General features: G+C 71.1%; 18 protein-coding genes. 11 read left to right on the top strand and 7 right to left on the bottom strand.

Annotated features, from left to right (window positions below; translation table 11 throughout):
- Window positions 1-106 precede the first annotated feature (106 nt).
- Entirely contained in the window at window positions 107-3,538 is a 3,432-nt protein-coding gene (locus ACFY1H_RS30650; protein ID WP_386952025.1) for a S8 family serine peptidase, read from the top strand.
- 76 nt (window positions 3,539-3,614) lie between these two features.
- Here the strand turns inward: ACFY1H_RS30650 and ACFY1H_RS30645 are convergent, their stop codons facing one another.
- Window positions 3,615-4,190: a CGNR zinc finger domain-containing protein gene (locus tag ACFY1H_RS30645; protein WP_386952022.1), complete on the bottom strand. Its 576-nt coding sequence runs from the start codon at window positions 4,188-4,190 to the stop codon at window positions 3,615-3,617.
- 81 nt (window positions 4,191-4,271) lie between these two features.
- Between ACFY1H_RS30645 and ACFY1H_RS30640 the strand changes: the two genes are divergently transcribed.
- Window positions 4,272-5,444: an epoxide hydrolase family protein gene (locus ACFY1H_RS30640; protein WP_386952019.1), complete on the top strand. Its 1,173-nt coding sequence runs from the start codon at window positions 4,272-4,274 to the stop codon at window positions 5,442-5,444.
- Between the two features lie 20 nt (window positions 5,445-5,464).
- Here ACFY1H_RS30640 and ACFY1H_RS30635 read toward each other — a convergent pair whose 3' ends face one another.
- A complete protein-coding gene (locus ACFY1H_RS30635; protein WP_386952017.1) occupies window positions 5,465-6,517 on the bottom strand; it encodes a TetR family transcriptional regulator in 1,053 nt (350 codons plus the stop codon).
- A 91-nt stretch (window positions 6,518-6,608) separates the two neighbouring features.
- On the opposite strand from ACFY1H_RS30635, the gene ACFY1H_RS30630 reads away from it, so the two are divergent.
- From ACFY1H_RS30630 to ACFY1H_RS30615, 4 genes are all read left to right on the top strand, one after another.
- Window positions 6,609-7,745 carry a cytochrome P450 gene (locus tag ACFY1H_RS30630; protein WP_386952014.1) on the top strand — a complete coding sequence of 379 codons (1,137 nt, stop codon included), beginning with the start codon at window positions 6,609-6,611 and terminating at the stop codon, window positions 7,743-7,745.
- 108 nt (window positions 7,746-7,853) lie between these two features.
- On the top strand, window positions 7,854-8,444 hold the full coding sequence (locus ACFY1H_RS30625) for an HdeD family acid-resistance protein (protein WP_366585431.1): 591 nt from the start codon (window positions 7,854-7,856) through the stop codon (window positions 8,442-8,444).
- Window positions 8,445-8,488: 44 nt separating this feature from the next.
- Entirely contained in the window at window positions 8,489-9,013 is a 525-nt protein-coding gene (locus tag ACFY1H_RS30620; RefSeq protein WP_366585523.1) for a DUF6069 family protein, read from the top strand.
- Between the two features lie 620 nt (window positions 9,014-9,633).
- A complete protein-coding gene (locus ACFY1H_RS30615; RefSeq protein WP_386952012.1) occupies window positions 9,634-10,227 on the top strand; it encodes a pentapeptide repeat-containing protein in 594 nt (197 codons plus the stop codon).
- Window positions 10,228-10,231: 4 nt separating this feature from the next.
- Here the strand turns inward: ACFY1H_RS30615 and ACFY1H_RS30610 are convergent, their stop codons facing one another.
- Window positions 10,232-11,044, bottom strand: a complete 813-nt coding sequence (locus ACFY1H_RS30610; protein WP_386952009.1) for a DUF1295 domain-containing protein — start codon at window positions 11,042-11,044, stop codon at window positions 10,232-10,234.
- A gap of 42 nt (window positions 11,045-11,086) precedes the next feature.
- Between ACFY1H_RS30610 and ACFY1H_RS30605 the strand changes: the two genes are divergently transcribed.
- Window positions 11,087-11,578 (top strand): emopamil-binding family protein, encoded by a 492-nt coding sequence (locus tag ACFY1H_RS30605; protein WP_364046391.1) that lies wholly within the window; start codon window positions 11,087-11,089, stop codon window positions 11,576-11,578.
- Here ACFY1H_RS30605 and ACFY1H_RS30600 read toward each other — a convergent pair.
- Window positions 11,562-12,107: a D-alanyl-D-alanine carboxypeptidase gene (locus ACFY1H_RS30600; protein ID WP_366585424.1), complete on the bottom strand. Its 546-nt coding sequence runs from the start codon at window positions 12,105-12,107 to the stop codon at window positions 11,562-11,564. The genes ACFY1H_RS30605 and ACFY1H_RS30600 overlap by 17 nt on opposite strands.
- Before the next feature lie 223 nt (window positions 12,108-12,330).
- Here ACFY1H_RS30600 and ACFY1H_RS30595 point away from each other — a divergent pair, with 223 nt between their 5' ends.
- The 3 genes from ACFY1H_RS30595 to ACFY1H_RS30585 are packed head-to-tail and all read left to right on the top strand — an operon-like array spanning window position 12,331 to window position 14,935.
- Entirely contained in the window at window positions 12,331-13,026 is a 696-nt protein-coding gene (locus ACFY1H_RS30595) for a response regulator transcription factor (RefSeq protein WP_366585422.1), read from the top strand.
- Entirely contained in the window at window positions 13,023-14,453 is a 1,431-nt protein-coding gene (locus tag ACFY1H_RS30590) for an ATP-binding protein (protein ID WP_386952003.1), read from the top strand. Before ACFY1H_RS30595 ends, ACFY1H_RS30590 begins: the two co-directional genes overlap by 4 nt.
- On the top strand, window positions 14,450-14,935 hold the full coding sequence (locus tag ACFY1H_RS30585; protein WP_386952001.1) for a hypothetical protein: 486 nt from the start codon (window positions 14,450-14,452) through the stop codon (window positions 14,933-14,935). The genes ACFY1H_RS30590 and ACFY1H_RS30585 overlap by 4 nt, the downstream gene beginning before the upstream one ends.
- A gap of 6 nt (window positions 14,936-14,941) precedes the next feature.
- On the opposite strand, the gene ACFY1H_RS30580 is transcribed toward ACFY1H_RS30585, so the two are convergent.
- A complete protein-coding gene (locus ACFY1H_RS30580) occupies window positions 14,942-16,135 on the bottom strand; it encodes an MFS transporter (protein ID WP_386951998.1) in 1,194 nt (397 codons plus the stop codon).
- A 277-nt stretch (window positions 16,136-16,412) separates the two neighbouring features.
- On the opposite strand from ACFY1H_RS30580, the gene ACFY1H_RS30575 reads away from it, so the two are divergent.
- Window positions 16,413-17,012, top strand: a complete 600-nt coding sequence (locus ACFY1H_RS30575; protein WP_386951995.1) for a TetR/AcrR family transcriptional regulator — start codon at window positions 16,413-16,415, stop codon at window positions 17,010-17,012.
- A gap of 3 nt (window positions 17,013-17,015) precedes the next feature.
- On the opposite strand, the gene ACFY1H_RS30570 is transcribed toward ACFY1H_RS30575, so the two are convergent.
- Both ACFY1H_RS30570 and ACFY1H_RS30565 read right to left on the bottom strand, forming a co-directional pair.
- Window positions 17,016-18,119, bottom strand: a complete 1,104-nt coding sequence (locus tag ACFY1H_RS30570; protein ID WP_386951992.1) for a Gfo/Idh/MocA family protein — start codon at window positions 18,117-18,119, stop codon at window positions 17,016-17,018.
- Entirely contained in the window at window positions 18,116-18,850 is a 735-nt protein-coding gene (locus tag ACFY1H_RS30565; RefSeq protein ID WP_366585410.1) for a TIM barrel protein, read from the bottom strand. Before ACFY1H_RS30565 ends, ACFY1H_RS30570 begins: the two co-directional genes overlap by 4 nt.
- Between the last annotated feature and the right edge of the window lie 39 nt (window positions 18,851-18,889).

The following is an 18,889-nucleotide window of genomic DNA, read 5'->3' as shown; positions in this document are numbered from 1 at the left end:
GCGCGAAATAGTTCTCCGGCATGGGAAATCGGGCCGGCACGACCGTGCTCGATTTCGTCGGGGCCGGTAACTTTCGAACCCTTCGAGAAGGAAGTGGGAGCTGCACATGCGGCGTTCCTCGCGATCCGTTCGCGCGCTCGTCATAGCCGCGACAGGCGGTCTGGCACTGGCCGGGGTCACCCAGCTCGGCAGTCAGGCCGCCGTCGCCGCGCCCACCGCTCAGGCGAGCACCGCACCGCAATCGGTGATCGTGGTCCTCAAGGACCAGCTGCCCGACGCGCCCGCCACCAAGGCGGCCTCGGGCACCCGGCGGGACAAGGCGACCCAGCAGCAGGAGTCGGTGCTGGCCAAGCTGGCCGGCACGGCGCCGGCCAAGGTCAAGCACTTCGCGCTGGGCAACGCGTTCTCCGCCACCGTGACGCCGGACCAGGCGGCGCAGCTGGCGGCCGACCCGGCCGTGGCACAGGTGCTGCCGGACAGCAAGGTCACGCTGCCCGACGCGAACCCCGCGAAGTCGACGGACGCGAACGCGCCGAAGGCCGGCGGCGGCACGGCGCAGAACCAGGACCCGAACGCGATCTGCCCGACCGACCCGGCGAAGCCGTTGCTGGAGCCCGAGGCGCTGACCTCGATCCACGCGTACAGCACCGACGGCTCCAAGGCCGCTTCGGACCTCGCCGACGGCTCGGGCGTGAAGGTCGCGTTCCTCGCCGACAACATGGACCCGAACTACGCGGACTTCATCCGTCCCGACGGTTCCCACGTCTTCTCCGACTACCAGGACTTCTCCGGCGACGGTCCCGCCACGACCGAGTCGGGCGCCGAGGCGTTCGGTGACGCGTCGTCCATCGCCGCGCAGGGCGTGGTGGTGCACGACCTGTCGAAGTTCGTGAACGAGAAGCACCCGCTGCCCGCGGGCTGCAACATCGTGGTCAAGGGTGTTTCGCCGGGCGCGAGCCTGGTGGGGCTCAACGTGTTCGGCTCCACCGCCACGAACTCCGCGGTGCTGCAGGCGATCGACTACGCGGTGACCGTGGACCACGTCGACGTGATCAACGAGTCGCTCGGCCTGAACCAGTACCCGGACGCGAGCTCGCGCAACCTGTTCCAGGTGTTCAACGACGAAGCCGTGGCCGCGGGCGTCACCGTCACCGCGTCCAGCGGCGACGCGGGCATCACCTCGACCATCGGCAGCCCGGCCACCGACCCGCTGGTGATCTCCGCCGGCGCGACCACGGACAACCGGCTCTACGCGCAGACCACCTACGCGGCTTTCCCGTTCTCCAACGGGAAGTGGACGAGCGACAACATCTCCGCGCTGTCGTCCTCGGGCATCACGCAGAACGGGCGCACCATCGACCTGGTCGCCCCGGGTGAGGGCAACTGGGCCGACTGCGCGCCCGCGTACGCCGAATGCCGCGACTTCAAGACCGTGCCGCAGCCGACGGACCTCGAGTCCTTCGGTGGCACCAGTGAGTCGGCCCCGCTGACCGCGGGCGTCGCCGCGCTGGTGATCCAGGCCTACCGCGGCACGCACCACGGCGCCTCGCCGACGCCCGCGCAGGTGAAGCAGTTCATCACCGGCACCACGCGTGACCTCGGGCTGCCCGCCGACGAGCAGGGCTCCGGCCTGCTCGACGCGCGCGCGGCCGTGGAGGCGGCGCTGACCTCGCCCGGCACTTCCGGTGCCCCGGCGGGTGTCTCGTCGAACATCGCGCTGTCGGCCGACCAGCTCACGCTGGAAGGCGCGCCGGGCAGCACGCAGAAGGCCACGGTCAACGTGACCAACGTCGGCACCAAGCCGCTGACGGTCACGGCGGGCACGCGCTCGTTCGCGCCGCTTTCGGCGCAAACGCAGACCACCGCGTTCGACTCGACGAAGCTGCCGACGTTCCCGTACTACAACGGCACGGACTGGGCGTACAAGAAGGTCACCTTCTCCGTGCCGGCCGGTGCGCAGCGCCTGCTCGCGCGGATGGCGTGGCAGGGCAGCCCGAAGACGGTGAACGGCCAGTCGGTGACGCCGGTCGTGCGCGTGTCGCTGCTGGCGCCGGACGGCACGTTCGTGGCCAACAGCCGCCCGCAGGGTGGCGCGGCCACGGCGAACTACGCCAATGTGGACGTCACGCGCCCGGTCGCTGGCACGTGGACCGCGGTGCTGTACTCGGCGGGTGGCCCGACCGGCTACACCGGGAACATCCAGCTCGCCACGTCGACGCAGCGGGCGATCCCGTACGGCCAGGTCTCCCCGGCCGTGCTGTCGCTGAAGCCGGGCCAGACCAAGCCGGTCAAGGTTTCGCTGCAGACCCCGGCGACGGGTGGCGACGCGGACTACTCGATCACGTTCGGCAGCTCCGACGGCCACCAGACCACGGTGTCCGCCGTGCTGCGCGCGCTGATCCCGACCAAGAACGGCACGGGTTCCTTCGGCGGCACGATCACGGGCGGCAACGCCCGCGCCGTCTCGCCGGCGCAGACGTTCAGCTACGAGTTCGACGTGCCCAAGGGCAAGAAGGACCTCGACGTCGCGGTGAAGCTGCAGGACCCGGGCACCGTCGTCGACGGCGTGCTCGTGGACCCGAACGGTGAGCTCGCGGACGTGAACAGCAACGTGTTCCTCAGCTCCGCGAACCAGCTTTCGCAGGGCACCACGCTGCAGCTCACCGACGCGAACCCGCTCCCGGGCCGCTGGCACTTCGTGGTCGTGGTGCAGAACCCGGTGACGGGCAAGCAGATCGAGCAGCCGTTCACCGGCACGGTGGGCTTCGACCAAGTCGTGGTGAGCGCTCCGGCGCTGCCGAACTCGGCCTCGAAGAAGCTGGCCGCCGGCCAGGCCGTGAAGGTGCCGGTGACGGTGCGCAACACGGGTGTCGAGCCGATCGCGATCGGCGTGGACGCGCGGACGAACGCGCAGCAGACCCTGCAGCCGCAGCCCATCCAGGGCTCGACCGAGGTCGACCTGCCCGAGCTCGGCGCCAACGCGCCGATCTACTCGATCCCGCCGGACACGAGCAAGTTCACCGTCGCCACGTCGTCCTCGGTGCCGGCTCAGGTGGAGCTGCAGGGTTCCGCCGCGGGCATCGACGTGCTCGGTGACCTGAAGGCCGCTCAGGCCGGCAGCACCGTGTCCGTCGCGACGATCGGCGAGAAGCAGGGCTACGTCACCAAGGGCATCTGGTTCGCCGACGTGCAGGAGATCGGTCCGTTCGGCCCCTCGGGCGCTCCGGCCGGCCACGCCTCCTACACGGCGTCGATCAAGACGGCGGGCTTCGACTCCGCGGTGACCTCGTCCACGGGCGACCCGTACGACCAGTCCGTCGACCCCAACGGCACGGGCGGCACGCCGCTGCTCGTCCAGCCGGGCCAGACGGTGACCGTCACCGTGACGATCACGCCTTCGGGCAAGCGCGGCGCGTCGGTGGCGGGTCACCTCAACCTGGTGACCGTCCCGACCCTGCCGACCGGCGTGACCGGCCTGCCGCAGGTCGGTACCGGTGAAGTGATCGCGACGCTGCCGTACAGCTACAAGATCGGCTGAGTGTCGCAGTAGGACAACCGGGCCGTCAGTCCTTTCCGGACTGGCGGCCCGGTTTTCTCTGTCCGCGGGGGAAGGATCACTCCGCCGGTTCGGCGGTTTTGCGCCGGTTGGCGTTGAAGCGCGCCTTCTTCTGCCGGTTCCCGCACGTGTTCATGTCACACCACCTGCGGGTGCGGCTTTGGCTGGTGTCGAAGAAGGCGGCCTGGCAGGTCGGCGAGGCGCACAGGGCCAGTTTCCCGTCGCGTTCGCCCGCGAGGATGCCGATCGCGTCGGCGGCGATCACACTGAGGGCGTCTTCCACGAGGGAACCCGAGCCGAGCTGCCATCGCCGCTCGCCCTCGGGCGTCAGGACGGCCGCGGCCCGGCCCTGAGCGCTGCGGTCGTTGATGACCTGGACCGCCGATGCGGGGAGCGCTTCCTGGTTCGCTGCCGCGGTCGCGGCGGCGTGGATCGACTCCCTCAGCTCCCGGGCGAGGTCGAGCTGGGCGGTGGTGCAGGAGTCCACGGCGAGGCCGTTCACCGCCAGCCAGTCGACGAGCCGTTGCGGCGTGGGAATGCGCTCCACGGCATCGCCACGACGCTCCGTGAGAGTCCCCGTGAAGCTGGTCGCCAGCACGGTACCGAGGCGAAAGTCGGGGAACTCGGCACGCATGGAACCAGCTTAGCAGGTTGCGCTCAGGCCGGACGGCCTGTTAGAACCATCTAAGCCGGTTCCACGATGGCAGGAGGTCTCATGCCCCGTCCCACCAGCGACGTCCGAGCATTCGACGCCCACGCACCTGACGCCGACCTCGACGAACTGCGCGCGCGACTGGCTGCGGCGCGGTTCCCGGAGCCCGAAACGGTCCACCGCGCCGCGCCCGGCCCACGCCGATGGGACCAGGGCGTTCCGCTCGCCGACCTCGTCGAGGTCGCGGACTACTGGCGCACCGGATACGACTGGCGGTCGTTCGAAGACCGCCTCAACCGGATCGGGCAGTTCCGCACGACCGTCGACGATCTGGGCATCCACTTCCTGCACCGCCGATCCGCGCGCGCGGACGCCACTCCGCTGATCTTGACGCACGGCTGGCCGGGCAGCATCGCCGAATTCGTCGATGTGGTCGACGAAATCGCCGATCCGAAAGACGCGGACGCGCCGGCGTTCCACGTCGTGGTTCCTTCGCTGCCCGGCTTCGGTTACAGCGACAAACCGGCCATCACCGGATGGGGAACCGAAAAGATCGCGGCCGCCTGGGTGGAATTGATGGGAAAGCTCGGTTACCACGAATTCCTGGCCCACGGCGGTGACTGGGGCGGCAATATCACCACGGTTCTCGCGGGCCGGTTCCCGGAGCACGTTCTCGGCATCCACACGACGTTCGCGGAAGGACCGCCCGGGCTGACCACGGACGGGCTGACGGCCCTCGAGCGCCAGTGGACCGAGGAAACCCACGATTTCTGGCACCACCGCGCGGCCTACGCGAAGCAGCAGGCGACCCGGCCACAGACCATCGGCTACTCGCTCGTCGACTCCCCGGTCGGGTTGCTCGCCTGGATCCTCGACAAGTTCGCCGAGTGGTCCGACACCGAAAACAGCCCGTTCGAGACGATTTCCCGGGACCGCGTTCTCGACGACGTCACCTTGTATTGGCTGACTCGGACCGGCGCTTCGGCGGCCCGTATCTACTACGAAAGCCACAACTCGCTCGATCCCGAACTCCGGGTCGACGTCCCCTCGGCGATCACCGTCTATCCGCGCGACATCGAGAAGTATCCGCGGCCCTGGGCACAAGAACGGTTCCGGCAGATCGTCCGGTGGCGGTCACCCGAAAACGGGGGACATTTCCCGTCGCTGGAGGTTCCCGGGTATTTCGTCCAGGATCTGCAAGAAGGCCTCGCGGCGGTGCTGGCCGTTCATCGGTGAACGCGGCTCGCCGGTTTCCGTCAGCCGGTCGCCGCGGCGTGGCCGGCGCCGAACCCTTCGGCACGGCGCACCACCCGCCCGGACGTGATGCGCACAGCCGTTTCCGTCGCGTCGCTCACCGCCGAAACCCCCGCCGCCGACGCGACCGCGCCTGTGTCGTCGCGCAGCACCTGCAAACGCGGCCAGGCCGAAGCCGGGAAAGCCTGGCGCAGGTGACCACGCAGCTCGGCCAGCGCGAGGTGCGTCAACGGCGCCAGTTCCGGCGCCGAACCCGTGACCACGGCGACCGTCACGGCGGCGTCCGGCGGAGCGGCCCGGACGGCCTCCTCCGCGGCGGAAAGCCGGTGCAGCCCCAGAATCGCGACCACGCCGTCACCGGACAGCTCGGCCGGCTGCGAACGCAGTGAGTCGAACGCCGCGGGCGGAACCCACGGCTCGTCGACGGCCTGCGCGTGCGCCACGATCGGCGGCACCGCCGGCCACGTGTCGGCCAACCCCAGTGCGGGCAGGGCTTCGCAGGCGCGCACGACGTTGAACGGTTCCCCGAACCCGGGCGCGGCCGCGGCGAGGCCCGTGGCGCCGTGCAGCGTGGTCAGCGCGAGTTCGGCCACGCGCACGAGGCGGCCGGCGGACGGGGCGAGCCGCTCGAGGGCCAGGCCGAGGACGACGGCTTCGAGGCGCAGGAGCTGGGCGTACGGGCGGTGGGTGAGCTCGTCGGCGAGGATCTCCGGCCCGAGGTCCACACCGAGGCGCGAGCCGGGGTCGGTGGCGAGCGGCAGGCGGGCAACCCAGGCGCGGGCGAGGGCGCCCAGGGCCTCCGCGGTCGTCAGCCCGGGATCCGAGGCCGAGGGCTCCGCGGCGAGGCGCTCGGCCTCCTCCGCGAGCACGGCGAAGTACAACGCGCGCTTGCCGGGGAAGTTCGAGTAGACGGCGCCGCGGGTGAGCTCGGCGCGTTCGGCGATCACGTCGATCTTCGCCTCGCGGAAGCCGCGCTCGGTGAACTCGTCACGCGCCGCGGCGAGCACCTTCGCGCGGTTGAGCTCCTGCGCCTCCGCTCTGGTCAGCCGGGCCATCGTCCTCCTCGTGCTCCCGTGCTGGTCAGGATAGCGTCTGTGTACATATGATGAGACCATCTGATTTCACCATCCATAATGAGGAGCGCTCGTGACCGACGTCCCCGCGATCGACCTGACCGACCCCGCGGTGCACCGCGACCCGTTCGCCGTCTACGGCGCCGCCCGCGAGCACGGCCCCGTGGCCAAGCTCGTCGGCCCCGGTTTCGGCCCGCTGTGGGTGCTCACCCGCCTGGCCGACGCGCGCGCGATGCTCACCGACCCGCGTTTCGCGCTCGGCCCCGGCAGCTACCAGGCGCTCGACGTGCCCGACCACTGCCGGCCGTACCTGCGGACCATGCAGGAGATGGAGGGCGCGGAGCACCGGCGGCTGCGGGGCCTCGTCTCCCCCGCGTTCACGGCGCGCCGCGCGGCGGACTTCCGGCCGCGGATCGAACCGATCGTCGGCAAGCTGCTCGACGGCCTCCCGGCCGGCGGCGCCGACCTGCTGGCCGCGTTCGCGCAGCCGTTGCCGATGGAGGTGATCTGCGAGCTCGTCGGCGTGCCCGAGTCGGATCGGCCGCGCTGGCACACGTACGGGCAGAACGTGGTCGCCGGCTCGGGCGAGAGCTTCGCCGCCGCGGTGCCGGGCATCATCGACGGCGCGCGCGGCCTCACCACGCCGCCGGCGAGCGAGTTCCTCGCCCTGCTGGCCGGCACGGACGGGTTGTCCGAACCCGAGCTCGTGACCCTGGTCTGGCAGCTCGTGCTCGCGGGGCAGACGCCGGCGAACTTCGTCGCCAACGCCGTCGAGGCACTGCTCACCCATCCGGACCAGCTCGCCGTGCTGCGCGCGGAACCCGGGCTGTGGCCGACGGCGGTCGAGGAGCTGATGCGGTGGTGCGGACCTCAGCTGCTGACGATTCCTCGGCAGGCCACCGAGGACCTCACCCTGCACGGTGTCGCGATCCGGGCGGGCGAGCCCGTGTCGGCCGCGATCGCGTCGGCCAACCGCGACCCGCGCGTGTTCACCGATCCCGACCGGCTCGACGTGCGCCGCACCGAGGGCGGGCACCTCGGGTTCGCGTACGGGCCGCACTTCTGCCTCGGCGCGGCGCTCGCGCGCGTGGAGGCGGAGGTGGCGTTGCGGGGGCTGCTGGAGCGCTTTCCCGCACTGCGCCTGGGCGACGTGCGGCGCGCGGCCGACCCTGGCACGTGGCGGCTGGCGGCGCTGCCGGTGAGCTTCTGACGTCCTCTTCGGACACTTCGTCACCGACGGGTGAACAACGAAGCGGTGTGTCGATCTTCTTGCGCTGCTAACGTTTTCCCAGGTCAGCATCGTGCTCGGGAGGCAAGCATGTCCGCACACATCTCCGCCGGAGCCGGCGGTCTCGTGATGGACCCGCGGCAGACGTGGCCGCTGGTGCTCGTGCGCGGGGTGCTGGCGGTGGTGTTCGGCGTGATCGCGCTGATCTGGCCCGGCGGCACCGTGCTGGCGCTGGCGTTGGTGTTCGGCATCTACGCGCTCGCCGACGCGATCGGTGCGTTCATGCAAGCGTTCCGCCCGGGCGACGGTGCGCACCGGTTCGCGTACGTGTTGCTGGGCCTGCTCGGGCTCGCCGCGGGGGTGCTCGCGCTGGTGTGGCCCGGCGCGACCATCCTCGTGCTGGCGACGCTGGTCGGCGCGTGGGCGGTGGTCACGGGCATCGCCGAGATCGTCGCCGCGATCCGCCTGCGCAAGCAGATCACGGGCGAGGCGTTCCTCATCCTGGCCGGCACGGTGTCCGTCATCGCGGGGGTGCTGGTGCTTTTCCACCCGATCGCGGGGGCGTACGGAATCGCCTTGCTCGTGGGCATCTACGCGCTGCTGTACGGGATCATGCTCGTCGTCCTGTCCTTCCGCCTGCGGCGCGTCGCGAAACTCGAGCAGGCGAACGAGCCCGGTTAGGGCGACAATCGAGGGGGACAGCTTCGTTGACGGAGGGATCCGTGATGGCGCAGAACCCGTACGATCAGGACACCCGGCCCGGCATCGACGCGGCGCGGCTGTGGGCGGGCGGCGTCGCCACGGCGGTGGTGGCGGCCCTCGTCGCCATCGTCGGCCTGCTGATCGCCCGCGGCATCTTCGACGTCCCCGTCCTCGCGCCCAAAGGCGAGGGTGCCTGGGGCAGCGCCAGCACCACCACGTACGCCCTCGCCGCCGCGGCCGCCGCCCTGCTCGCCACGGGCCTCATGCACCTGCTGAGCATCGCGACCCCCGCGCCCAGCCAGTTCTTCGGCTGGATCATGGTGCTCGTGACGCTCATCGCGGTCGTCCTGCCCCTGACCCTCACGGTCGAACCCAGCGCCAAATACGCGACGGCCGCGATCAACCTCGTGATCGGCCTGGTGATCGCCATCGTGGTCAACAGCATGGCGGCGAACGCGCGGACTTTGCACCGTCGTAAGCGCGCTACGCGCCCGGACGCGCCGACTCAGCAGTGGAATGAACCACCGTCGAACTTCTACGACCGTTAGAGGCACGGTCGTCGGCGGATGTGGTCCGCACGCAGCCCGGGGAGGGCGATTCCTCACGGGCGCGGGCTTGTTGAGCGCACCTGTCACGACCCCGGCTGACGTCGGCTGGTCCCGTAGCCCTCGAAAGCGGCGCCGGGTGGCGAAATGCACGCGGAAACGCATGCGGCCCAAAGCAACGGCTGCAGCTTCTCCGGCCCCCTCACCTCGCCCGGTTTCGCCACCTCGTTCCCGCGGACCACAGGCCGCAACTGGGGCCGCGTCGGGCAACCGGCACCGCCACCACCCCGCACCTACACCGCCTTCCCTGCACCGACCGCCGCGCGGCGACCGTGACATTCACTGTCGTGGAGACTCCGCCATCTTCGATTACTCCGCCGCATTCCACTTCCCCAAGCCTCTGCGGCAGGTCGTGGTCCGGCCGGTGGGCGCCCCGCAAACGGGCGGTGGCAGGTTGGCAGCTTGGTTCGCGGAATGAATGTCCACTGAGGACAAATCCCACGGCGACACCCGGGTTCGGGTTCATCACCCGATAGCGCCTCCCCGGTCCCGGGAACTGCGACCGTGGGGCCGACGGGGACGACCGGTTCTGGGCCGGCATCGAGCTCGACCTCTCCGGGGCGGTGCTCATCGACTTTCCGCTCAACGGCTGTGAGCTGCACAACGCCCGCTTCGCCGGCACGCGCTTCGCCGGGGACGCGTGGTTCCACGAGGTGCGGTTCACCGGCACCACGCGGTTCGACGGCGCCACTTTCGGCGCCGACGCCTGGTTCACCCGGGCGACCTTCAAAGGCAGCACGCGCTTCGAGAGCGCCCAGTTCGGCGGCGAAGCCCGCTTCGAAGACACGGAGTTCGTCGGCACCACAGCGTTCCGCAGCGCGCGCTTCGCCCACAACGCGCGGTTCGACAAAGCCCTCTTCCGTGGCGTAGTGCGGTTCAGCGACGCCACCTTCGCGCGCAGTGCGAACTTCGACCGAGCGGGATTCATGGTCGCGCCGGCGTTCGACGACGACGTGGCGATGCAGAGCGCCTACTTCGACCGCGCGAGGTTCGGGGAGCGGGCGTGGTTCGAGGGGGTTTCGTTCGCCAGCTACACGACCTTCGTGGACGCCACGTTCGACGGTGACATCAGGTTCGAAGGCGCGCGGCTCGACGAAATGCCCTACCGGCCACCGCAGTTGCAGGCGGATGACATCGAGTTCGCCGACGAGAGCTGAATCGTCAGCCCACCGAGACCCGGCTCCGCGGAATCCACGGCACCACAGCCGAAGTCCGCTTCTGGTACTCCGCGTACTCCGGGTAGCGCCCGCGCGTGATGGTCTCGGTGAAGATCGTCGAGCCGACGAACAGCAGGGTCAGCAGGACGGCCCCGGCGATCGTCCAGGGGATGCCGCCGAAGGACAGGGCGCCGAAGGCGAACACGAGCCACCACTGGGCCTGCTCGAAGAAGAAGTTCGGGTGCCGCGAGAAGCGGAACAGACCAGTTTGCAGGAAGCGCGGCGAAGGCTCGCGCCCGGCGGACTGCTCGCGCTTCTTCCACTGGTGGAAGTTCCACTGCTGCTGATCCGCCACCGTCTCCCCCGCCAGGCACGCGACGAAGATCACCGCGACGATCACGTCACCCGCGCCGAAGGCCGAGCGGTGCGAAAGAGCCGTCCACGCCGGCAGCGTGATCAGCAGCAGAATGGCGTTCTGGTAGATCGTGATGAAGAAGAAGTTGAAGACCTGGAACTGCCAGGGCGCCATCTTCCCGCGCAGCACCACCCAGCGGTAGTCCTCGCCGCCGCGGGCGTAGCCGCCCTTGCGGGCGAAGTTGAAGGTGAGGCGCAAACCCCAGAGCAGCACCAGGACGAACATCACGTCGAGGCGTGCGTCGGCGAAGCCCGCGAAGGCGGCGAAGATCGCGACGTACGCCACGGGCACCAGGGACCAGATCCGGTCCACCCACGAGTACTCGCGCGTGATCACCGACAGCACCCAGCACAGGGCACAGACGCCCGCGAAGACGCAAAGGCAGACCTGGAACGCGTTCATGCCGGCACTCTAGCGCTCGAGACGTCCGCTTAGGATCATCACATGAACCTGCCGCTGCGCCGACGCGGGATCGACATCTTCTTCGCGATCGTGTTCGCCGCGTTCACGATCACCTCGCTCATCAGCGACCTGCTGCCGACCGTGGGCGTCGACTTCTCGCGCCCGTCGGACAACTTCTTCGTGAACTCCAACTACTGGTACGCCCACGACGCCGACATCCTCTTCATGCACCCGCCGGACTGGATGCGGATCGTCACGGGGCTCTCGGCGTTCGTGTACATGCCGTTCTACGTCGTGCTCGTCGTGTGCCTGCTCGCGGGCAAGAACTGGATCCAGCTCTTCGCCGTGATCTACGCGACGATGATCGTCACGCTCACCGGCGTGGTCGTGTTCGGCGTGGAGTTCTTCGGCGACCCGGCGATGCGCACCGGCAACCCGGTCAAGTTCCTGGCCTTCAACATCTGGTACGTCCTCGTGCCCCTGCTCCTGCTGATCCGCATGCGCAAGCCGATGCCGTTCACCCGGCGGTTCTGACCAATACGGCCGCGCCCGGGTGCGGCAGGCGGATCGGGAGCGTGTCGGCGTGGTACTCGAAGTGCCACCACTCGTTGTCGTAGCGGCGGTGCAGGCGGTACGCCGCGCCGTGGCGCTCCAGCCAGGCCGCGCCCTCCGTGGGCCGCACGTCGAGCGCGAAGCCGCCGACGTGGGCCGACTCCTCGGGCGGCAGCACGAGCCGGCGGGCCGCCCACGCGGAACCCGTGCGCCGGACCTCGGCGGTGAACATCGCGTGCTGCTCGGCAGCGTCGCGGTGGCCTGAAGTGAGGCCGATCAGCTGCCCGTCGCGCCAGAACGCGTCGGTGCGCGCCGCCACGAACGCCTCGCGCGCCGCGGGCGTGAGGCCCGCCAGGTCCTCCGCCGGGTAGCGCAGCGCGAGCGCCCACTGGCAGGCGAGCCGGCGGGTGTGGCGGGGCGAACGCACGAAGGCCACCGGCAGCAGCAGCACGGCCAGCAGCCGGGCGGCCGCGGCGTAGGCCGCGGCACGGGAGCGGAGCAGTTCGGTCATGGTGTCCACGGTCGCGGCCCCGTGTGCGCCGACGGTCGAAGCCGTGTCCCCGGAGCCCGACAGTTCTGTAACAGCTGCGCACGGACCAGGCTGTTACGCAACCATGACATTCCGCGCACCCGGCGATGAGACCGGACGCGGATCCTCTCGGAAGGTGTCCGCTGTGGACTGTCCGGGGAATCCGGACGGGCGGACGCGGAAGTGCGCTGCGATAGTGGGAGACATGCCCCGGGTGCTGTTGATCGAAGACGACCAGGCCGTGCGAGACGGCCTGCAGATCGCCCTGACCTACCAGGGTCACACCGTCGACGCGGTGGAAAGCGGTGAGGAAGGGCTCGCGCGGCTCGGCGCGGGCCCGGCCGATGTCGTCGTGCTCGACCTGATGCTGCCCGGGATGGACGGGTTCGAGGTGTGCCGGCGCATCCGCGCGACCGGTGACCTGCCGATCATCATGCTCACCGCGCGCAACGACGACATCGACGTGGTCGCCGGGCTCGAGGCCGGAGCGGACGACTACGTGGTGAAACCCGCCCAGCCGCGCGTGCTCGAGGCCCGGATCAAGGCCGTGCTGCGGCGCACCGGCGGCGAGCAGCGCCAGGCGGGCACGCCGAAACCCGAGGTCGAGCGCCACGGCGACCTCACCATCGACCGCGACGGGCTCGTCGTGAGCAAGCACGGCCGGCCCGTCAGCCTCGCGCCCACCGAGATGCGGCTGCTGCTGGAGCTGTCCGCGTCGCCGGGCCGGGTGCTCAGCCGCCAGCAGCTGCTGGAATCCGTGTGGGACCAGGGTTACCTGGGCGACTCACGGCTCGTCGACGCGTGCGTGCAGCGGCTGCGCGCGAAGATCGAGGACGACGCCGCGGCCCCGGTGTACGTGCAGACCCTGCGCGGGTTCGGGTACCGCTTCGGGCCCCTGTGACCGGGCTCCGCAAGCTCTGGCCCGGCTGGGGCCTGCGCACGCGGCTGCTGCTCGCGTTCGTGCTGCTGAGCGTGCTCACGACCATCGCCGTCGCCGGGGTCGGCTACCGGACCGCGCGCAACACCATCCTGAAGAACACGCAGGACAACGCGGTGCGGGAGCTGACCAGCCGCATCCAGCTGCTCTACCCGCTGCCCGCGCGCGAGCCGTCGAAGGGCATGCTCCTGAACGCCGCGGGCAAGCTCGCGGACCGCGATTCCACCGCATTCGTGACCGCGGGCACGGTCTCCGGCGGCGACCTGGACGGGGCGGTGATCTCCGATGAGCTCAAGGAGCTCGTGGCCCAGGGCAGAATCGCCTGGCAGCGGGTGGACGTCGGCGGCGAGACCCGGCTGCTGATCGGCACCCAGCTGCGGCTCACGACCAGCACGTCGCACGAGACGGAACCGTCCGGGATCGAGATCTTCGTGCTCGAGCCGTTGCAAACCGAGAGCGCGGACATCGCCTCGCTGGCCCGCAGCGCGTGGCTGACCGGCACCGGCGCGGTGGTCCTGGCGCTGCTGCTGGCGTTCGCGGCTGCCCGCAGTGTGCTCGGGCCGGTGCGCGAGCTGCGTCGCGCGGCCCACCGCCTCGGCGAGGGCGACCTGAACACCCGCCTGACCATCCACGGCACCGACGAGCTGGCTGAGGTCGGCAAGACGTTCAACACCACGGCGGAGTCGCTGCAGCACCACGTCGGCGAGCTGGAACGCATGGAGTCCGACGCGCGGCGGTTCGTGGCCGACGTGTCCCACGAGCTGCGCACCCCGCTCGCCGCGATGACCGCGGTCACCGAGGTGCTGGAGGCCGAGGTCGCCGGCCTGCCCGAGATCGCCGGGCGCGCGGTGCGGCTGGTGAGCCAGGAGACCCACAACCTCACGCGGCTGGTCAACGACCTCATCGAGGTCACCCGCTTCGACTCCGGGTCCGCGTCGCTCGCGCTCGACGAGGTGGACGTCGCCGAGGCGATCGGCGCCACCCTGCGCGCCCGCGGCTGGGTCGACGAGGTGACCACCCAGCTGCCGCCGGGTGTCCGCGCGCGGCTCGACCCGCGCCGGCTCGACGTCGTCGTCGCGAACCTCGTCGGCAACGCGCTGCGCCACGGAGCGCCGCCCGTGCGGCTGCGGTTGAGCACGGCGGAGGGATCGCTCATGATCGAGGTCACCGACGAGGGCCCGGGGCTGAAGGAAGAGGTGCTCCCCCACGTGTTCGACCGCTTCTACAAGGCCGACACCGCGCGCAGCCGCTCCGAGGGCAGCGGCCTCGGGCTCGCGATCGCGTGGGAGAACGCCAAGCTGCACGGCGGCGAGCTCACCGCGGCCAACCGTCCGCAGGGCGGTGCGATCTTCACGCTGCGGCTCCCGCTGGACCCCGGCGGTGACGCGTGATCCGGCGCGTCGCGGCGGCGCTCGTGCTGGTCGCGCTGGTCGCGCTGGCCGCCACCGCGTGCGGCGTGCAGCCGAGCGGCGCGATCTCGGGCGACCTCGCGCCGAGCGGCCCGGCGTCCACCGTGCCCGGCGCGCCGGGCGTCAGCTCGATCTACCTGGTGGCCAACGGCGTGGTCGTCCAGGTCCAGCGCCCCGGTCTGGACCAGACCGACGACGCGCTGATCGACGCGCTGGTGCAAGGGCCGACGTCCGCGGAGAAGGCGTCCGGCTTCACCACCGAGGTCCCGCAGTCCGCCCTGCCGGCCGCCGTGTCGGTCTCCGCGTCGGAGGTCACCGTGCAGCTGGCCACGGACGTGCTGACGCTGTCTTCCTTGGCCGTGTCGCAGATCGTGTGCACGCTGCACCTGCGCGACGCCCCGGAGGGCAGCGTGTTCACGCTCGTCGGCGGGGGCAACGTCCGCAGCGGCGAACGCTGCGGCTGAACCGCCTCAGCCCACTTCGGCCGGTTCGCGGGCCTGCCGCGGGGCGATGACCGGCGCCGCCACCACCGCGGCCACGCAGAGCGCGAACGGCACGGCGAAGGCGACGTTGAGCGGCATCCACCGCGTGAGCCCGCCGATGAGGGCGGGACCGGCGAGCAGCCCGACGTAGCCGAGGCCGACGACCCGGGCCATCAGCGCACCCGACGCCCGCGTGTCGAGGTTGCCCGCCGCGGTGAACAGCTGCGGGACGCCACCCGCGAGACCCAGGCCGAAGATCGCCCAGCCGGCCAGCGCGAGCGGCACCCACGGCGACAGCGACGCGGTGGCGAGCCCGACGGCGGCGAGCGCCGACCCGTAGCGCACCACCGCGACCGGGCCGGCCAGCGCCGCGACGCGGTCGGTGGCGAAGCGGCCGACGGTCATGGCCACGGCGAAGGAGCCGTACGCGAGTGCGGCGGTGCTCGCCGACGTACCCAGCACGTCCTGCAGATGCAGCGCGGCCCAGTCGTTCGCGACACCCTCGGCGAGCATCAACGCGAACGCCAGCGCGCCGAGCAGCCAGACCACCCGCGCCGGCGTGCGGCTGCGGACCGGTGCGACCGGCGTGGTTTCGACGGGCGCCGGACGTCCGGAGTCGAGCAGGAGCCGTCCGGCGGCCAGCGAAGCGACGACGCACAACGCGCCGGTGGAACTCAGCGTGACGGCCGTGGGAACGCCCGCGCCCAGCACCGCCGCGCCGACCACCGCGGCGAGCGCGCCGCCGATCGACCACATCGCGTGGAACGCCGCCATGATCGGCCGCGGGTAGGCCCGCTCGACGACCACGGCCTGGGCGTTCATGGCGACGTCGAGGGAACCGTTGAAGAAGCCGAAGACGAGCAGCGAAAGCCCGAGCGCCCACCAGCTGGTGGCCAGCCCGGGCAGGAACAGCGCGAGCCCCAGCAGCACCCCGGCCGCCGGCACCACGCGGCGGTGCCCGAACCGATCGGCGAGCGGCCCGGACACCTGCATCCCGACGAAGGCCGCCCCGCCGAGCACCAGCAGCAACGCGCCGAGCGTGGTGTGCGCAATCCCCGTGGCCCGCTCCACGACGGGGATGTGCACCACCCACATGCCCACGGCGAACCCGTTGAGCGCGAAGAAGCTCCACGTCGCAACACGAGCGGCGCGCGGCAGCGCCCGCGCGGATGATTCGGTCATATCAGACGGGTCCTCCTGTGGCTCGGCCCTCGCATGGTCGCACAGCAGCCAAGGAAACGCACAATCCTTTTGTTCGAACGATCACGTCGGACGATCGAACACGGTATTTTCTGCCCCGGCTCCGCCGAGGGGTGCGAGATCGCCTTTGAGCCGGCGATCTCGCGGGTGGGCCAAGGGGCAGAGAGTGAGCGGGCCGGCGCAACACGCGGGCACGGCCCATCTCGTCATCGCGCCTGCGGCACAATGACGAGATGGCCGCCGAACCGAGCTCGCTCCCGTGACCGGGGGTTACCTGAAGGGCCGGATCCGCCGCGAGGACATCATTTCCGCGGCCGCCGTGGTGTACGGCGAGGCCGGGTACCACGGTTCGTCGTTGCGGGAGATCGCCAAGCGGGTCGGGATCAGCCACGCCGGGCTGCTGTACTACTTCCCCACCAAGGAGGCGCTGCTCGCCGCCGTGCTCGAGCGGCGGGACGCGGAGGACTCGGAGCGCGAGCAGCTGACCGTGCCGCCCGGACTGGAGGTGCTGCGGCACTTCGTCGCGCTGGCCGCGCACAACGTGCGCCACCCGGGCATCGTCGACCTGTACTCGCGGCTGGCGGCCGAGGCCGTGGCGCCCGACCACCCCGCGCACGAGTACTTCGAACTCCACTACCGGCAGGCGCGCGAAAGCGTGATCGGCTCCTTCCGGCTGCTGGCCACGACGGGCGAACTGCGCGAAGGCGTCGACCCGGACTTCGCGGCGCTCACGTTCATCGCCCTCATGGACGGGTTGCAGGTCCAGTGGCTCACCACCCCCGGCGACGTCGACCTCGTCGGCTCCTTGCGGTTCTACCTGCGCACCCTGCTGACCGTCCCCCTGGATCCCGAGGACTGACCGCTAGAGCGTGCGCGCGTAGGGGTCCCAGCCGTCCGGCAGGGCGGGCGGGACATCGACCGTGCCGGCCACCTCCACGGACTGGCCGCGCGTGATCGACTCGTCGATGGCGAGCATCGCGTCGAGCACGTGGTAGGCCAGCTCCCCGGACGCGCGTTCGGGCACCCCGGCCCGGATCGCGCGGGCCAGCTCCAGCGCGCCCGTGCCGCGCGAGGCCGCGTGTCCTTGCGCCGCAAGCTCTTCCGGCTCCGCCGCACCCAGCAGATGCAGCTTCGTGGAGCCGTCGAAGCGGTTCGGGTCCGGCAGCACCGCGGTGCCGAGCGCGCCCGACACCTCGACGAAACCCGTGCGCGCCAAGGCGGAATCGAAGCTCAGCACGATCTGCGCGCTGCCGCCGCGGGTGAACTCGACGAGCGCGGTCACCGTGGTCGGCACCGTCACCGCGAACTCCGTGCCGGCCCGCGGACCCGAGCCGATCACGCGCGTGTCCCGCGCGCGGCCGCCCGCGCCGGTCACCTTGCGGATCGGGCCGAACAGCTGCACGAGCTCCGTGAGGTAGTACGGCCCCATGTCGAGCAGGGGGCCTCCGCCGTGCTGGAACAGGAACTCGGGCGCCGGGTGCCAGCTCTCCGGCCCCGGTGTCTGGAACAGCGCGAGAGCCGTGCGCGGTTCGCCGATACGACCGGCCTCGATCGCGCGCCGCGCGGTCTGCAGGCCGGCGCCGAGCACGGTGTCGGGCGCGCTCGCCACCCGCAAACCCTTCTCCCGCGCGCGATCCAGCAGTTTGCGGCCCGTCTGCCGGTCGAGCGCGAGCGGCTTTTCCGCCCACACGCTCTTGCCCGCGTCCAGCGCCGCGAGGCCGACCTCGACGTGCGCGGCCGGGACCGTGAGGTTCACGACCAGCTCGATCTCCGGGTTCGCCAGCAGATCGGCGACGGTTTCCCCTTGCGGCACACCGTGTTTCGCCGCCTGCGCCCGCGCGCGGGCCACGTCGAGGTCCGCGACGGAGAGCACCCGCACGTCGGGGAAGCCCGTGAGGTTCTCGAGGTAGGTGTCGCTGATGACCCCCGCGCCGATCACGCCGACGCCGACGGGGCCCGTGGTCACTTCGCGCCCTCGGTGAGGTAGGCGAAGCTGGCGGCGATGCCGTCGAAGATGTCGCCGTCGAAGCGGTCGAACTCCACCACGCGCAACGCGTCGGGCGCCGCGGCGAGGACCTCCGGCAGCGGGACGCTGCCCTGGCCCGCCGGAACCTGACCGGACGCGTCGGTGGCGAGCGCGCCGTCCTTCACGTGGATGGCGTGCACGCGCGAGCCGAGCCGGGCGAGCAGCTCCGGCGCGTTCGCCCCGCCCGCCGTGGCCCAGTAGGCGTCGACCTCCAGCGCGACGGCCGGGTCGAGCTGGTCGGCGAACACCTCGAACGCGTGGCGGCCGTCGATCCGGGACTCCAGCTCCCACCAGTGGTTGTGGTAGCCGACCCGCACGCCGTGCTCTTCGGCGATCTTCGCGGCGGCGTTGAGCGCTTCCGCGGTGGCCGTGATGTCCGCGGCGTTCTGCCACTGCTCGGGCTTCACGAGCGGGTCGATGACCACGGCGATGCCGAGCTGCTTCGCCGCGGCGAACACGGCGTGCTGGTCCTCGCCGATGAGCTTGGCGTGGGCCGTGGGCGCGGTCAGCCCGTTGGCCGGCAGACCGGCGCCGAGCGCGGCCACGTTCTCGACGACGCCGTACGGCTCGACCTGCGTGAACCCGATCGCGGCGAGGCGCCGCAGGGTGTCCGCCGGGTCGGCCGCGAACGCGTCGCGGACCGAGTACAGCTGCACGGAAGGCTTGCCCATTCCAGCTCCTTGGCTTCGCGGTTCGGCGCCCGGAGCGCC

The sequence above is a fragment of the Amycolatopsis sp. NPDC001319 genome, from assembly GCF_042896185.1.
Lineage (GTDB): Bacteria > Actinomycetota > Actinomycetes > Mycobacteriales > Pseudonocardiaceae > Amycolatopsis.
This window is presented reverse-complemented; position numbering and strand designations above follow the sequence as displayed.

Bases quoted from the DNA above. Each gene is read 5' to 3' on its own strand.
- ACFY1H_RS30595 (WP_366585422.1), top strand. From the start codon at position 12,331: ATGCCCCGGGTGCTGTTGATCGAAGACGACCAGGCCGTGCGAGACGGC.
- ACFY1H_RS30600 (WP_366585424.1), bottom strand. From the start codon at position 12,107: ATGACCGAACTGCTCCGCTCCCGTGCCGCGGCCTACGCCGCGGCCGCC.
- ACFY1H_RS30610 (WP_386952009.1), bottom strand. From the start codon at position 11,044: ATGAACGCGTTCCAGGTCTGCCTTTGCGTCTTCGCGGGCGTCTGTGCC.
- ACFY1H_RS30580 (WP_386951998.1), bottom strand. From the start codon at position 16,135: ATGACCGAATCATCCGCGCGGGCGCTGCCGCGCGCCGCTCGTGTTGCG.
- ACFY1H_RS30645 (WP_386952022.1), bottom strand. From the start codon at position 4,190: ATGCGTGCCGAGTTCCCCGACTTTCGCCTCGGTACCGTGCTGGCGACC.
- ACFY1H_RS30620 (WP_366585523.1), top strand. From the start codon at position 8,489: ATGGCGCAGAACCCGTACGATCAGGACACCCGGCCCGGCATCGACGCG.
- ACFY1H_RS30625 (WP_366585431.1), top strand. From the start codon at position 7,854: ATGTCCGCACACATCTCCGCCGGAGCCGGCGGTCTCGTGATGGACCCG.
- ACFY1H_RS30650 (WP_386952025.1), top strand. From the start codon at position 107: ATGCGGCGTTCCTCGCGATCCGTTCGCGCGCTCGTCATAGCCGCGACA.
- ACFY1H_RS30640 (WP_386952019.1), top strand. From the start codon at position 4,272: ATGCCCCGTCCCACCAGCGACGTCCGAGCATTCGACGCCCACGCACCT.
- ACFY1H_RS30565 (WP_366585410.1), bottom strand. From the start codon at position 18,850: ATGGGCAAGCCTTCCGTGCAGCTGTACTCGGTCCGCGACGCGTTCGCG.
- ACFY1H_RS30635 (WP_386952017.1), bottom strand. From the start codon at position 6,517: ATGGCCCGGCTGACCAGAGCGGAGGCGCAGGAGCTCAACCGCGCGAAG.
- ACFY1H_RS30605 (WP_364046391.1), top strand. From the start codon at position 11,087: ATGAACCTGCCGCTGCGCCGACGCGGGATCGACATCTTCTTCGCGATC.